Origin of the sequence: Aeromicrobium piscarium, from assembly GCF_007421815.1 — a bacterium.
In the GTDB taxonomy this organism is placed as follows: Bacteria; Actinomycetota; Actinomycetes; order Propionibacteriales; family Nocardioidaceae; genus Aeromicrobium; species Aeromicrobium piscarium.
In genome coordinates, this window is the sequence record NZ_VLNT01000011.1 from 1 (window position 1) to 13,412 (window position 13,412).

General features: G+C 68.7%; 13 protein-coding genes. 2 read left to right on the forward strand and 11 right to left on the reverse strand.

The genetic code is table 11. The features are described 5' to 3' along the window. Positions 1 to 414: 414 nt before the first annotated feature. Together tyrS and FNM00_RS13040 are read right to left on the reverse strand one after the other, a co-directional pair. On the reverse strand, positions 415 to 1,671 hold the full coding sequence (gene tyrS / locus FNM00_RS13030) for a tyrosine--tRNA ligase (RefSeq protein WP_185973144.1): 1,257 nt from the start codon (positions 1,669 to 1,671) through the stop codon (positions 415 to 417). 286 nt (positions 1,672 to 1,957) lie between these two features. Next, positions 1,958 to 2,338, reverse strand: a complete 381-nt coding sequence (locus FNM00_RS13040) for a universal stress protein (protein ID WP_143913987.1) — start codon at positions 2,336 to 2,338, stop codon at positions 1,958 to 1,960. A 62-nt stretch (positions 2,339 to 2,400) separates the two neighbouring features. Here FNM00_RS13040 and FNM00_RS13045 point away from each other — a divergent pair, with 62 nt between their 5' ends. Then, positions 2,401 to 3,042, forward strand: a complete 642-nt coding sequence (locus FNM00_RS13045) for a DsbA family oxidoreductase (RefSeq protein WP_143913988.1) — start codon at positions 2,401 to 2,403, stop codon at positions 3,040 to 3,042. A 73-nt stretch (positions 3,043 to 3,115) separates the two neighbouring features. On the opposite strand, the gene FNM00_RS13050 is transcribed toward FNM00_RS13045, so the two are convergent. The 9 genes from FNM00_RS13050 to argG form a co-directional block, all read right to left on the reverse strand. Beyond that, on the reverse strand, positions 3,116 to 3,685 hold the full coding sequence (locus tag FNM00_RS13050; protein ID WP_143913989.1) for a DNA-3-methyladenine glycosylase: 570 nt from the start codon (positions 3,683 to 3,685) through the stop codon (positions 3,116 to 3,118). A 128-nt stretch (positions 3,686 to 3,813) separates the two neighbouring features. Then, on the reverse strand, positions 3,814 to 5,223 hold the full coding sequence (argH, locus tag FNM00_RS13055; protein WP_143913990.1) for an argininosuccinate lyase: 1,410 nt from the start codon (positions 5,221 to 5,223) through the stop codon (positions 3,814 to 3,816). Positions 5,224 to 5,248: 25 nt separating this feature from the next. Next, positions 5,249 to 5,752 carry an arginine repressor gene (locus tag FNM00_RS13060; protein ID WP_143913991.1) on the reverse strand — a complete coding sequence of 168 codons (504 nt, stop codon included), beginning with the start codon at positions 5,750 to 5,752 and terminating at the stop codon, positions 5,249 to 5,251. Positions 5,753 to 5,754: 2 nt separating this feature from the next. Continuing rightward, positions 5,755 to 6,702 (reverse strand): ornithine carbamoyltransferase, encoded by a 948-nt coding sequence (gene argF / locus FNM00_RS13065; protein ID WP_143913992.1) that lies wholly within the window; start codon positions 6,700 to 6,702, stop codon positions 5,755 to 5,757. Positions 6,703 to 6,781: 79 nt separating this feature from the next. Further along, positions 6,782 to 7,993: an acetylornithine transaminase gene (locus FNM00_RS13070; protein ID WP_143913993.1), complete on the reverse strand. Its 1,212-nt coding sequence runs from the start codon at positions 7,991 to 7,993 to the stop codon at positions 6,782 to 6,784. Further along, positions 7,990 to 8,982 (reverse strand): acetylglutamate kinase, encoded by a 993-nt coding sequence (argB, locus tag FNM00_RS13075; RefSeq protein ID WP_240191329.1) that lies wholly within the window; start codon positions 8,980 to 8,982, stop codon positions 7,990 to 7,992. The genes FNM00_RS13070 and argB overlap by 4 nt, the downstream gene beginning before the upstream one ends. A 76-nt stretch (positions 8,983 to 9,058) precedes the next feature. Beyond that, on the reverse strand, positions 9,059 to 10,210 hold the full coding sequence (gene argJ, locus FNM00_RS13080) for a bifunctional glutamate N-acetyltransferase/amino-acid acetyltransferase ArgJ (RefSeq protein ID WP_143913994.1): 1,152 nt from the start codon (positions 10,208 to 10,210) through the stop codon (positions 9,059 to 9,061). A 103-nt stretch (positions 10,211 to 10,313) separates the two neighbouring features. Beyond that, entirely contained in the window at positions 10,314 to 11,360 is a 1,047-nt protein-coding gene (gene argC, locus FNM00_RS13085; RefSeq protein ID WP_143913995.1) for an N-acetyl-gamma-glutamyl-phosphate reductase, read from the reverse strand. Then, on the reverse strand, positions 11,360 to 12,790 hold the full coding sequence (gene argG, locus FNM00_RS13090; RefSeq protein ID WP_143913996.1) for an argininosuccinate synthase: 1,431 nt from the start codon (positions 12,788 to 12,790) through the stop codon (positions 11,360 to 11,362). The genes argC and argG overlap by 1 nt, the downstream gene beginning before the upstream one ends. A gap of 71 nt (positions 12,791 to 12,861) precedes the next feature. Here argG and FNM00_RS13095 point away from each other — a divergent pair, with 71 nt between their 5' ends. Further along, positions 12,862 to 13,293 (forward strand): LemA family protein, encoded by a 432-nt coding sequence (locus tag FNM00_RS13095; RefSeq protein WP_143913997.1) that lies wholly within the window; start codon positions 12,862 to 12,864, stop codon positions 13,291 to 13,293. Positions 13,294 to 13,412 lie beyond the last annotated feature (119 nt).

Sequence of the window (13,412 nt, forward strand, 5' to 3'; positions counted from 1 at the left end):
AACTGGCAGTAAACTGTCTCGGAATCGAGACACCCCACACGAATGCAGGATGCCTAATTAATTCAAAAAATCGTCGACTAAATGACACACTGTTGAGTTATCAAACATCAGACGCACACCAACGACCTCACCCTGAACGGGATCGTCTGCTGGAAGCTTGTCAAGGTTACACCCTGCGTTTTCACCGAGGCAAGCCCGGGTCGGTTCGGGTGTCGCCCGCCGTTGTCAGCGGCTAGTTTCCGGACCCCCACAGGGCTCCTGGCGTTAACCGTTTCGGTTCGGGCGGCTGCCTTCGGGCCTGATCTCTCAGCCCCTCTCGGCAACAAGAAGAACACTACACACCCCGTTCCAGAGGGGTCAAACCGGGGGTAGGGTGTTGGCCGTCACACCTGCGGTTCCAGTCCTTTTCGACTGTCACACCAGACGGACGCCCGACACCGAGCGCTTACCCTTGCGCAACACGATCCACTGGCCGTGCAGCGCCGCGTCGGTCTCGACGGTGGCCTCGGGATCGGCGACCCGATCGTTGTTGACATAGGCCCCGCCCTCGACCACCGCACGACGCGCGGCGGACTTCGAGTCGACCAACCCGGACGACACCAGCGCGTCCACCAGGGAGGTGCCTCGTGGCACCTCGACCGCGCCCGCCTCGGTGAGCGCCGCGGCGAGGGTCGGCTCGGGCAGCTCCGCGAGCTCGCCTCGTCCGAACAACGCCCCGGACGCGAGCTCGGCGGCCTCGGCCTCAGCCCGGCCGTGCACGAGGGAGGTCACCTCCCGGGCCAACAACCGCTGGGCGGTCCGCAGGCCTGGCCTCTCCTGGTGCTCGGCGTCGACCTCGTCGATCTCCTCGACATCGAGGAAGGTCAGCAGCTTGAGGTACTCCCCCACCTTCGCGTCCTCGGCATTGATCCAGAACTGGTAGAACGCGTAGGGACTCGTCAACTCGGGGTCCAGCCACACGGCTCCGCCCTCGGTCTTGCCGAACTTGGTGCCATCGGCCTTGGTGATGAGCGGGGTAACCAGGCCGTTCACCCGATCGCCGTCCGCGCGGCGCACCAGCTCCACGCCGGCGGAGACATTGCCCCACTGGTCTCCCCCACCCATCTGCAGACGGCAGTCGTAGCGGCGGGCGAGTTCGAGGTAGTCCATCGACTGCAGGAGCACGTAGCTGAACTCGGTGTAGCTGATCCCGGACTCCAGGCGGCTCGCCACCACATCGCGCGCCAGCATCCGGTTGACCGGGAAGTGCTTGCCCACATCGCGCAAGAAGTCGACCACGTTGAGCTCGCCGGTCCAGTCCAGATTGTTGACCAGCCGTGCGGCGTTCCGCCCCTCGAAGTCGAGGAAGGGCGCTGCCTGCGCGGCAATGGAGTCCACCCATCCCGAGACCACGTCCTTGGTGTTCATCTGGCGCTCACCGCTCTGCTTCGGATCGCCGATGAGTCCGGTCGCCCCTCCCACCAGCAGCAACGGCTGATGGCCCGCCAGCTGGAGGCGCCGCATCATCAACAGCTGCATGAGGTGGCCGATGTGCAGGCTGGGCGCCGTCGGGTCGAATCCCGTGTAGTACACCAGCGACCCCCGGTCCAGATCAGCGCGCAGGGCGTCCAGATCGGTGGACTGCGCGATGAGACCGCGCGCGAGAAGGTCGTCGAGAACGTGCTGAGTCACGGGGAAATCCTTTCGAATCGTCGTCCCGAGCCTAGATGGAGGTGCCTGCCGCGTGGACAAGGGTCCGGCGCATACCAGCCCCTGGGAGCGATACACCGCTACGCACCCCGGGGCGGTGAGTAGGCGTCCTTCCTCACGAAGGGGCGGTGACCTGGCGTCCTTCCGCAGCCATGAAAGGACGCCTACTCACCCGCCTGCATCCCAGAACGGACGCCTACTCACCGCCCGAGGGTGAGCGAGTCGGGCAAGCATGCCATCGCGCGGCGGCACCACGCTGCGGACCGACTCAGGGCTTCACGGCGATGACGGGCATGGGCGCGTCCAGCAGGATCATCTGCGTCACCCGGCCCATGAGCATCTTGCCGACGGGGGTGCGCTTGCGGATGCCGATCACCAGGCGCTCAGCCCCGGCCTCGGTGGCCTGCTCGATCACGACATCGGCGACATCGAGGGAGGCGGCACGACGGATCTCATAGTCGAGGTCCTCCAGGTCGAACCGCTCGGTGAACTCCGAGAGGTCGATCTCGTGCGGCTCCTCGAACTCCGGGTCGATCTCGTCGACCGTGATGATCACCAGATGCTGTCCCGTGGCCTGCGCCTCGGCGGCCGCCCAGCGCAGAGCGCCCTTGCCGAAGTCGTCAGGTCGGTAGGCCACTGCGATCGTCATGGGTCGAGGCTACCGCGTAGAGGCGAGGGAATACCGGGACACCACGGCGCGTTGCGGCAGCTGTGAGTGATCCGATCAAGATCGACGTCTGGTCCGATATCGCGTGCCCGTGGTGCTTCATCGGTAAGCGCAGGCTGGCGACGGCCGTCGCCGGCTTCGGCGGCGAGGTCGAGATCGAGTACCACAGCTTCGAGCTCGCCCCCGATACTCCGGTGGACTTCGAGGGCTCGGAGATCGACTTCCTCGCCGGGCACAAGCGGATGCCCGAGGAACAGGTGCGCTCGATGCTCGCCCAGATGACCGAGCTGGCCGCCTCCGAGGGCCTCTCCTACGACTTCGACGCTCTCCAGCACACCAACACCCGTCTCGCGCACGAGGCGCTCCACGCGGCCAAGGAACAGGGCCGGCAGGCGGACTTCAAGGAACGGCTGCTCACCGCGTACTTCGAGCAGGGCCGTCATGTCGGCCGGGTCGACGAGCTGGTCGAGCTGGGCGCGGAGATCGGTCTCGACGCCGCCTCGCTGCGTGCTGCGCTGGAGAACGGCACCTATCGCGAGGCCGTCCAGGCCGATATCGATCAGGCTCGCGAATACGGCATCGGCGGCGTCCCGTTCTACGTCATCGACGGCCGGTGGGCGGTCTCGGGTGCTCAGAGCCCCGAGGTCTTCGCCGGCGCCCTGGATCAGGCGAGGTCGGCGCGATGACCGGCCCGTTCGAGCTCGTCGAGGGCGACGAGAGCCTCGCCTGCGCCGACGGCGTCTGCGCGCTGCCCTCAGCTCAGCCGGCGGACTCCTCGGAGGACTCCGCCCGGGCGTGACGCCGGTACGCCGAGACCGTGGGGTCTCCGGTGGCCCAGAGGCGCCACGGACGGTCGGCGGCGCGGCGGACCCCCACGCGGGGGCCCTCGCTGACTGCGACATCGCTCTGCCGGTCTCCGAGGACGACCGCCGGGCCCATGCGCACATCGGTGTCGAGATCGGCCAGGGTGATGCCCAGCGCCCGGGCGAGATTGCCGGGGCCGCGTCCGAGAGCCTCGTGCGCCACCTCTCCGCGTCTCTCACGCGCCAGCTCGAGCCCGTCGATCACTTCGCCCGCGCGCAGCAGCACCGCCGCGGCCTGCTCGCTCGGCCCAGTGACGATATTGGCGCAGTGATGACCGTGGATGCGGTAGACGTACAGCCGCCACGGCGGCCCGTACATGATCTCCGAGCGCGCGGTCCGGGTGTAGGCGTGTGAGGCCGGATCGGTCACGCCGCCGTAGGCCTCGACCTCGGTGATCCGCACGGTCACTCCGTAGGCGGTGAGCTCCCGGCCGAGCAGGTCGCGGGCACGATCGAGGACCGACACCCCATCACGCTACCGACAGCGTCATCTCACACCCGCTAGCCCCACCTGCTGCGCCCGACTTTTGCCGGGTTGTGGCCCTCGAGACCGCTGCGAAAGGGCCACAACCCGGCAAAAGTCGAACAGGAAGGTCACGCCAGGCGCCCGCGGATCTCGGAGAGCTGATCGGTGACGCGCGAGGGCGCAGTGCCTCCGCGAGCGTCACGCGAGGCGAGTGAACCCTCGACCGACAGCACCCTCCGCACGCCGGGTCCGAGACGCGGGGAGATGTCGGCGAAGTCCTCGTCGGTGAGGTCCCACAGCTCGATCCCGCGCTGCTCGCACACCTGCACGCAGGCACCGGAGATCTCGTGGGCCTCACGGAAGGGCACCCCCTCACGCGCCAGCCACTCGGCGATATCGGTCGCGAGCGCGAACCCCTGCGGTGCCAGCTCGGCGAGCCGGGCCGTGTCGAACCGCAAGGTCGCGATCATGCCGGTGAACGCGGGCAACAGCACCTCGAGCGTGTCGATGGAGTCGAAGACCGGCTCCTTGTCCTCCTGCAGGTCCCGGTTGTACGCCAGCGGCAGCGCCTTGAGCGTCGCGAGCAGCCCGGTCAGGTTGCCGACGAGACGCCCGGACTTGCCCCGGGCCAGCTCGGCGATATCGGGATTCTTCTTCTGCGGCATGATGCTGGAGCCCGTGGAGTAGCCGTCATCGAGCGTGACGAAGCCGAACTCCTTGGTGTTCCAGATGATGATCTCCTCCGCCAGCCGGGACACGTCGATACCGATCTGCGCGGCGATGTACGCGAACTCCGCCACGAAGTCGCGCGCCGCGGTGCCGTCGATCGAGTTCGGTGCCGAACCGGTGAAGCCCAGATCACGGGCGATCGCCTCCGGGTCCAAGCCGAGGGACGATCCCGCCAGGGCCCCGCTGCCGTAGGGCGACTCTCCCGCGACCCGCTCGTCCCACTGCGCGAGGCGGTCCAGGTCCCGCACCAGCGGCCAGGCGTGGGCGAGCAGATGATGCGACAGCAGCACCGGCTGCGCGTGCTGCAGGTGCGTACGGCCCGGCATCGCGACACCGAGGTGGTTCTCCGCCTGGCTCGTGATCGCCAGCGCCAGCTCCCGGACCAGCTGGGCGATTTGACGGCCGTGATCGCGCAGGAAGGCACGGAACAGCGTCGCCACCTGATCGTTGCGCGACCGGCCGGCGCGCAGCCGACCGCCGAGCTCGGCCCCGGCACGCTCCATGAGCCCCCGCTCGAGCGCCGTGTGCACGTCCTCGTCATCGGGCTGCGGGGCGAAGGAGCCCGACCGCACATCCGCCTCGAGCCGGTCGAGCGCGGACAGCATGTCGTCGAGATCGTCCTCGTTGAGCAGCCCCGCGCCGTGCAGGACACGCGCATGCGCACGGGACCCCGCGAGGTCATAGGGCGCCAGCCGCCAGTCGAAATGCGTGGAGCGCGAGAGCTCGGTCAGCTCCGAGGACGGGCCCGAGGCGAACCGTCCGCCCCACAGACGGGTCGACTCCTCGGACTGCTGCTCGTGTTCGGGCACGTGGATCCTCTCGTACGGTGCTCGCTCAGGCCGGTTGACCGGCGAGCTGGGTGAAGTAGTCGGCGACCGCCGACCCGCCGTGCGGGTCGCGGCAGATCAGGAGCAAGGTGTCGTCGCCCGCGATGGTACCCATCGTGTCGACGCCGCCCGCGTGATCGATCGCGGACGCGAGATACTGAGCGGCCCCCGGGGGCGTCCGCAACACCACGAGATTGGCCGAGGCCTCGACCGTCACCATGAGCTCACGCACCAGGCGCTGCAGGCGCACGGTCGCGGCCGCGGTGTCCCCCACCCGCGGAGTCGGATCACCGCCCTCGGCCGGCACGGCATACACGAGGGCGCCATCGGCCTGACGGATCCGCACCGCGCCGAGTTCGACCAGGTCACGGGACACCGTGGAGACGGTCGCCGAGATGCCCGCCTCGGCGAGCAGACCGACCAGATCGGACTGCGATCGCACCTCCTCGCGCGTCAGCAGCTCGACGATGCGCTGCTGGCGCGCGGTCTTCGTCGCCGGGACCGTGGTCATGCTCACTCCCCCGCCCGTGCGAGCAGCCAGGTGAGCACCGCCTTCTGCGCATGCAACCGGTTCTCGGCCTCGTCCCACACGACACTCTGCGGGCCTTCCAGCACCTCGTCGGTGATCTCCAGGCCGCGATAGGCCGGCAGGCAGTGCAGCACGATCGCCTCCGGATCGGCGTGAGCGAGCAGTTCGCTGGTCAGCGAGTACTCACCGAAGATCGCGATCCGCTCGGCCTTCTCGTCCTCGTGCCCCATCGACACCCAGGTGTCGGTGATGACGACATCGGCTCCGTCGACCGCGGTGCGCGGATCATCGGTCACCAGCACCGATCCGCCGGTGGTCTCGGCGATCCGCCGGGCGTCCGCGACCACCGCGAGATCAGGCTGATACCCGAACGGCCCGCCCACGCGCACGTGCATCCCGGCCGTGGCGCCACCGAGCAGATAGGAGTGCGCCATGTTGCTCGCGCCATCGCCCACATAGGCCACCCGCAGCCCCGGCAGAGAGCCCTTGTGCTCGCGGACCGTCATCCAGTCCGCCAGGATCTGGCAGGGATGGAAGTCGTCGCTGAGCGCATTGACCACCGGCACCCCGGAGTGCTCGGCCATCAGCTCGAGTCCCGCCTGTGCGTAGGTACGCCAGACGATCGCACTGACCTGCCTCCCGAGCACCCGCGCGGTATCGGCCACCGACTCGCCGCGGCCGATCTGCGTCGTGTCCGCGTCCAGGATGAGGGGCTGACCACCCAGATCGGCGATGCCCACGGCGAAGGAGACCCGCGTGCGCGTCGACGACTTGTCGAACATCACCACGACCGTCTGCGGCCCTTCCAACGGACGGCGGCTGTAGGGCGCCGCCTTCAACTCGAGGGCGAGGTCGAGGATCTCGGTCTGCTCAGCCGGAGAGAGATCGTCATCGCGCAGGAAGTGCCGGAGTCCGGCACTCGCCTCGCTCATGCCGCCACCGCCTCAAAGAAAAGAACGATAGGCCGACGGCGGCATGAGATGAACCCCACCGTTCGCTCGCTCCGCTCGCTCATGGGAGCACCTCCGCGAGTACCGAGCGGATCGCCGCGACCGCATCGCGCGCCTGCTGGGAGGTGAGCACGAAAGGCGGCGCGATGCGCAGCCGGTCCGGGGTCGGGGCGTTGACGATGACGCCGGCGTCGAGCGCGGCCTTCATGACATCGGCGGCCACCGGACGTTCGAGCACCACGCCGAGCAGCAGCCCTCGTCCGGTCACCTCGACGACGCCCGGGATCGAGGAGAACTCCTCGACGAAGAGCCGATGAAGCTCGTCCACGGCCGTGAGCAGGTCATCGCGCTCAATCGTGTCGATGACCGCGAGCGCCGCGCGGGTGGCCACCGGGTTGCCGCCGAAGGTGGTGCCGTGATTGCCGGGACCGAAGAGGCTCCCCGCGTCCCCGACGCCGATGCAGGCGCCGATCGGCATACCGCCGCCGAGGCCCTTGGCCAGGGTCACCAGGTCAGGCGTCACTCCCGACGGGGTATGGGCGAACCAGTCACCCGTCCGTCCCACGCCGGTCTGGACCTCGTCGAACCACAGCAGGGCGCCGTGCTCGCGCGTGACATCGCGCGCCGCCCGCAGGTAGCCCTCCGGAGGGACGACGACTCCCGCCTCGCCCTGGATCGGCTCGAGGACCACCGCGGCGGTCTCGCCGTCGACCGCCGCCCGCAAGGCATCGGCATCGCCGTACGGCACCCACGTCACCTCACCGGGCAGCGGCTCGAACGGGGTCCGGTAGGCCTCCTTGGAGGTGAGCGCCAGCGCGCCCATCGTGCGCCCGTGGAAGCTGCCCTCGGCGACCACGAGCTTGGTCCGCCCGGTGCGCCGGGTGGCCTTCAGCGCGGCCTCGTTCGCCTCGGAACCGGAGTTCGCGAAGAACACCTTGCCCTCGGCCCCGAGCAGCGCCAACAGCTTCTCGGCCAGCTCGACCTGGGGCGGCGACGTGAAGAAATTGCTAATGTGACCGAGCGTGGCGATCTGCTCGCTCACGGCCTTCACGAGGGCCGGATGGGCGTGGCCGAGGGCGTTGACCGCGATACCGGCCAGCAGGTCGATATAGCGATTGCCGTCGGCATCCCACACCTGCGCGCCCTCACCGTGCACGAGCACTCGCTGCGGGTCCCCGAAGGTGTTCATCAGCGAGCCGCGATAGCGCTCGATCCACTCCGGGCCGCCGGGCCGGGGCTCCCGGCCGTGGATGGGCGTGGTGTCGCCTGTCATGGCCTCTCCTTGCTGCTGGTGGTGTACAGGGCGGTGCGCAGGCGGGTCTCCACCCCGGGCAGCACCTGGGTGCCGACACCCTCGTCGGTGAAGAGCTCCAGCAGCACCGCATGCGGCGTGCGGCCGTCGACGACCGTCGCCCGGTTCACGCCGCCGCGCACGGCATTCAGGCATGCGGTCATCTTCGGGATCATGCCGCTGGCCAGGCTCGGCAGCAGGCGCTCGAGGGACTCAGGACTGATCTCTCCGATGACATCGGTGCTGTTCGGCCAGTCGGCGTACAGTCCCTCGACATCGGTCAGCACGAGCATCTTCTCGGCCTTGAGCGCCGAGGCCAAGGCGCCCGCCGCGATATCGGCGTTGATGTTGTGCACCTGACCCGAGGCATCGGGCGCGACGGTGGACACGACCGGGATCCGTCCGGCCTCGATGAGATCGAGTACGGCCTCGGGACGCACACCGGTCACCTCGCCGACGAGACCGATATCGGTCGGCTCGCCGTCGACCACCGGCATCGTCTTCTGCGCGGTGAACAGTCCGCCGTCCTCACCGGACATCCCGACGGCGAAGTCGCCGTGGGCGTTCAGGAGGCCGACCAGCTCGCGACCGACCTGGCCGGTCAGCACCATCCGCACGATGTCCATCGCCTCGGGGGTGGTGACGCGGTAGCCGCCACGGAACTCCGACTCGATGCCGAGGCGGTCGAGCATCGCATTGATCTGCGGACCGCCGCCGTGCACCACGACGGGCTTGAACCCGGCGAGTCGCAGGAAGACGATGTCCTCGGCGAAGGCCCGCTTCAAGGTCTCGTCGGTCATCGCGTTGCCGCCGTACTTCACGACGATGACCTCGCCGTGGTACTTCTTCAGCCACGGGAGCGCGCCCGCGAGCGTGGCGGCCTTGTCGGTCGCCTCCCGCCAGGAATCGGGATTCCAGACGGTGTCGATGTCATTCGTGTCGTCGGTGTCGTTCATCTCTGACTCGCTCATGTCGTCGCCTGCCAGGAGAGCTCATGGTAGGCAGACGCCACCATGAGAATGCTGATTGTTCGCTCGCTCCGCTCGCTCACGTGGAATAGGCCGAGTTCTCGTGGACATAGGCGTGGGTGAGGTCATTGGTCCAGACGGTCGCCGAGGCGTCTCCGGACTTGAGATCGATCGTGACGGTCACGTGCCGCGGCTCCAGGTCGACGAGGTCGATCGACTCCCCCACGCCGCTGTCGCGACAGACCCAGACGCCGTTGACGGCGACATCGAGGTTCTGCGGATCGAAGCGGGCATCGCTGGTGCCCACCGACGCCAGGATGCGGCCCCAGTTCGGATCCTTGCCGAAGATCGCCGTCTTGAACAGATTGCTCCGGGCGACCTCGCGGCCGACCGACAGCGCATCGGCCTCGGTCGCGGCGTTCACCGTGGTGATCGCGATCTCGTGGTCGGCGCCCTCGGCATCGGCGAGCAGTTGCATCGCCAGATCCCCGCACACCTCGGTCAGCCGCGCCGTGAAGGCATCGGCATCGGGCGTCACACCCGATGCGCCGCTCGCCATCAGCAGCACGGTGTCGTTGGTGGACTGGCAGCCGTCGGAGTCGAGCCGGTCGAAGGTCCGGCTCGTCGCGGCGCGCAGCGCCTCGTCGAGCGTCTCAGCCGGCAGGTCCACGTCGGTGGTGATGACGACGAGCATGGTGGCCAGCGCCGGTGCGAGCATGCCCGCGCCCTTGGCCATGCCGCCGACCCTCCACCCGTCGCCCTCGCGGACGGACTGCTTGCTGACGTGATCGGTGGTCATGATGGCCGTGGCGGCGGCATCGCCACCGCCGGCGTCGAGAGCGTCGACCGCCGACCGTACACCGGCCATCAGCTTGTCCTCGTCCAGCAACCGGCCGATGAGCCCGGTGCTGCACACCTGGACGTCCACGGCCCCGCTGCCGATCAGCTCGGCGACCAGCTCGGCTGTGCGATGGGTCGTGGCGAAGCCCTCGGCCCCCGTGTAGCAGTTGGCGCCGCCGGAGTTGAGGATGACCGCGCGGGCGCTGCCGCCCTTGATCGCCTCCTTGCTCCAGAGCACCGGGTTCGCCTGGCAGCGGTTGGAGGTGAACACCGCCGCGGCGGCCGCGGACGGCCCTTCGTTGACCACGAGGGCGATATCGGGATTGCCACTGTCCTTGAGGCCCGCGGTCACACCCGCGGCCGTGAATCCCTGCGCTGCCGTGACACTCATGCCGCTCCTCCCTGGACCGAGATGTGCTGAGTATTCGTCGACCGGAAGCAGCTCCCGTTGACGACGGGGGAGCACGTCTCGGTACTCGGCCCGCTTCGCTCGCTCATGGGGCCACTCCGATCGTGGTCAGTCCGGTGGTCTCGGGCAGGCCGAGAGCGAGGTTCATCGACTGGATGGCCCCGCCTGCCGTTCCCTTGACCAGGTTGTCGATCGCGGTGACCGTGACCAGCCGTCCGGCCCTGTCGTCGACGGTGACACCGATGAGCGCCGTGTTGGCGCCGATCGCCGCTGCCGTGGTGGGCCACTGTCCCTCGGGCAGCACATGCACGAAGGGCTCGTCGGCGTAGACCGCATCGTACGCGTCGCGCACGACCTCGGAGGTCGCGTGCGAGGCGAGCCGAGCGGTGGCCGTGGCCAGGATGCCCCGGGCCATCGGCACGAGCGTGGGCGTGAACGAGATGGTCGCCTCGTCGGCCCCCGCATGGCGCAGGTTCTGCAGGATCTCCGGAATGTGCCGGTGGACCCCGCCCACGCCATAGGGCGATGCGGCGCCGAGCCCTTCGGCAGCGAGCAGGTGGGGTTTGAGCGCCTTGCCCGCACCGGAGAAGCCGTTCGCGAGCACCGCGACCAGGTCGGCGGACTCGACGATGCCGGCGGCGACGGCCGGTTGCAGGCCGAGGGTGACCGCGGTGACATTGCAGCCAGGCACGGCGATCCGCCGGACGCCCGGGAGCACCTCGCGCTGGCGTGACTCCTCCCCCACGATCAGCTCCGGCAGGCCGTACGGCCAGGTACCCGCGTGCTCACTGCCGTAGTACGTGGTCCAGTCCGCCGCCGACTCGAGCCGGTGATCGGCCCCGCAGTCGATGACGAGGACATCGTCGGGAAGCTGCGCGGCGACGGCACCCGAGGCACCGTGCGGCAACGCGAGGAAGACGACATCGTGTCCGGCCAGGTTCTCCGGGGTGGTCTCGGCGACGATCCGGTCGGCGAGCGGCAGCAGGTGCGGCTGGTGCTGTCCGAAGCGCGTGCCGGCAGTGGACGCACCGGTCAGCGCGCCGATCTCGACCTCCGGATGGGCGAGCAGCAGCCGCAACACCTCCCCGCCCGCGTAGCCGGTAGCTCCGGTGACGGCGACTTTGATACTCATCAGTCGGCTCCGAACTCCATCGCGGCGGCGTCGACGGCGACCTCTTCATCGCCCTCGACCGCCGGATTGGCCTCGATCTGCTCGGCGCCGCCGGCCGGCAGCGCGCCGAACAGGGTGCCGTTCTCGACGAGCACCTGCCCCTGATCGAGCGGCTGCTCGGCGTACATCTCGAGCTTGGCCCGGGAGTCGGCGATGTCGAAATTGCGCATGGTGAGCTGGCCGATGCGATCGGTCGGGCCGAAGACCGCGTTGTCGGTGCGCTCCATCGAGAGCTTCTCGGGGTGGTAGGAGAAGGCCGGCCCCTGGGTGTCGAGGATCGAGTAGTCCTCGCCCCGCCGCAGCCGCAACGTGACGTCGCCGGTGACCACGGAGGCGATCCACCGCTGGATCGACTCGCGCAGCATCATCGCCTGCGGGTCGAGCCACCGGCCCTCGTACATGAGTCGGCCGAGGCGGCGGCCGTGCTGGTGGTAGTTGGCGATCGTGTCCTCATTGTGGATCGCGTTGACCAACCGCTCGTAGGCGATCCACAGCAGCGCCATGCCCGGCGCCTCGTAGATACCGCGGCTCTTGGCCTCGATGATGCGGTTCTCGATCTGATCGGACATGCCGAGACCGTGCCGGCCGCCGATCGTGTTGGCCTCGTGGACCAGGGTGACCGGGTCGTCATACCGCACGCCGTTGATGGCGACGGGGAGCCCGGCCTCGAAGGAGATGGTGACGTCCTCGGTGTCGATGTCGACCGACGGGTCCCAGAACTTGACGCCCATGATCGGCTCGACGGTCTCGAGGGAGACGTCGAGGTGCTCGAGGGTCTTGGCCTCGTGGGTAGCGCCCCAGATATTGGCGTCGGTGGAATAGGCCTTTTCCGCGCTGTCGCGGTAGGGCAGGCCGTGGGCGACGAGCCACTCGCTCATCTCCTGGCGGCCGCCGAGCTCGCCGACGAAGGCGGCGTCGAGCCAGGGCTTGTAGATCCGCAGGTGCGGATTGGCGAGCAGCCCGTAGCGGTAGAAGCGCTCGATGTCATTGCCCTTGAAGGTCGAGCCGTCACCCCAGATGTTGACATCGTCCTCGTGCATCGCCCGCACGAGCAGCGTGCCGGTGACGGCACGGCCGAGCGGCGTGGTGTTGAAGTAGGTCCTGCCGGCGCTCGTGATGTGGAAGGCTCCGCAGGCGAGCGCGGCCAGGCCCTCGTCGACCAGCGGGCGCTTGCAGTCGAGGAGCCGCGCGATCTCGGCACCGTACTCGGTGGCGCGGCCGGGCACCGAGGCGATATCGGGCTCGTCGTACTGGCCGATGTCCGCGGTGTAGGTGCACGGGACAGCGCCCTTGTCGCGCATCCACGCCACCGCCACCGAGGTGTCGAGGCCGCCGGAGAACGCGATGCCGACGCGCTCGTTGATCGGGAGATCCGTCAAGACTTTGGACATGGATGCAATTGTTGCACACCTCTGCAACTACTTGCACTCGGGGGTCGGCGTGACAGTGGCAGACTCGGGTCATGGAGTTCGTGATCGTCGCCGTGATCGCCCTCGTCGGGCTGTTCTCTCTGGCATGGATCGCGGAACGACGGCGCCGGAGACGAGAGGCAGTTCGGGCCGAGGCGGCTCAGCTGACCGGCTCGCTGCGCCGTGCGGTGGCTCCCGTTCCCGAGCTCCTCGACCGCGTTGGCGACTACGCCGCCTATGAGCGGGCGGTATTCGCCGAGGTCCGCGCGGCGGCGGAGGACATACGGCGGATCTCCTCCGCCGACGAGGCGCTCGCTGCGCACGATCGGCTGTACACGGCACTCGGCGATCTGTTCGCGATCATCGAGGTGTATCCCGATCTCGTCGCCGATGACGCCACGGCGACCCGCATCCGCATCGTGGAGAACGCGCTGGAGGATGCCGCCCGCCGGCGCGCTGAGCTGACCTCGCTCGTGCGGCCCTGATGCGAGTCCCGCGGCGGGCGCTGTCCGTGGGCGGCGAGCTGTCAACCACCGCACGCCCCGCAAGCAGCCGGGCAGCTGAACCCAGTCGTTGACCACTCACCGCCATCTGGACCCGAGCC

Bases quoted from the DNA above. Each gene is read 5' to 3' on its own strand.
- FNM00_RS13040 (WP_143913987.1), bottom strand. From the start codon at position 2,338: ATGACGATCGCAGTGGCCTACCGACCTGACGACTTCGGCAAGGGCGCT.
- FNM00_RS13060 (WP_143913991.1), bottom strand. From the start codon at position 5,752: ATGACCACGGTCCCGGCGACGAAGACCGCGCGCCAGCAGCGCATCGTC.
- argF (WP_143913992.1), bottom strand. From the start codon at position 6,702: ATGAGCGAGGCGAGTGCCGGACTCCGGCACTTCCTGCGCGATGACGAT.
- FNM00_RS13070 (WP_143913993.1), bottom strand. From the start codon at position 7,993: ATGACAGGCGACACCACGCCCATCCACGGCCGGGAGCCCCGGCCCGGC.
- argB (WP_240191329.1), bottom strand. From the start codon at position 8,982: ATGAGCGAGTCAGAGATGAACGACACCGACGACACGAATGACATCGAC.
- argJ (WP_143913994.1), bottom strand. From the start codon at position 10,210: ATGAGTGTCACGGCAGCGCAGGGATTCACGGCCGCGGGTGTGACCGCG.
- argC (WP_143913995.1), bottom strand. From the start codon at position 11,360: ATGAGTATCAAAGTCGCCGTCACCGGAGCTACCGGCTACGCGGGCGGG.
- argG (WP_143913996.1), bottom strand. From the start codon at position 12,790: ATGTCCAAAGTCTTGACGGATCTCCCGATCAACGAGCGCGTCGGCATC.
- FNM00_RS13095 (WP_143913997.1), top strand. From the start codon at position 12,862: ATGGAGTTCGTGATCGTCGCCGTGATCGCCCTCGTCGGGCTGTTCTCT.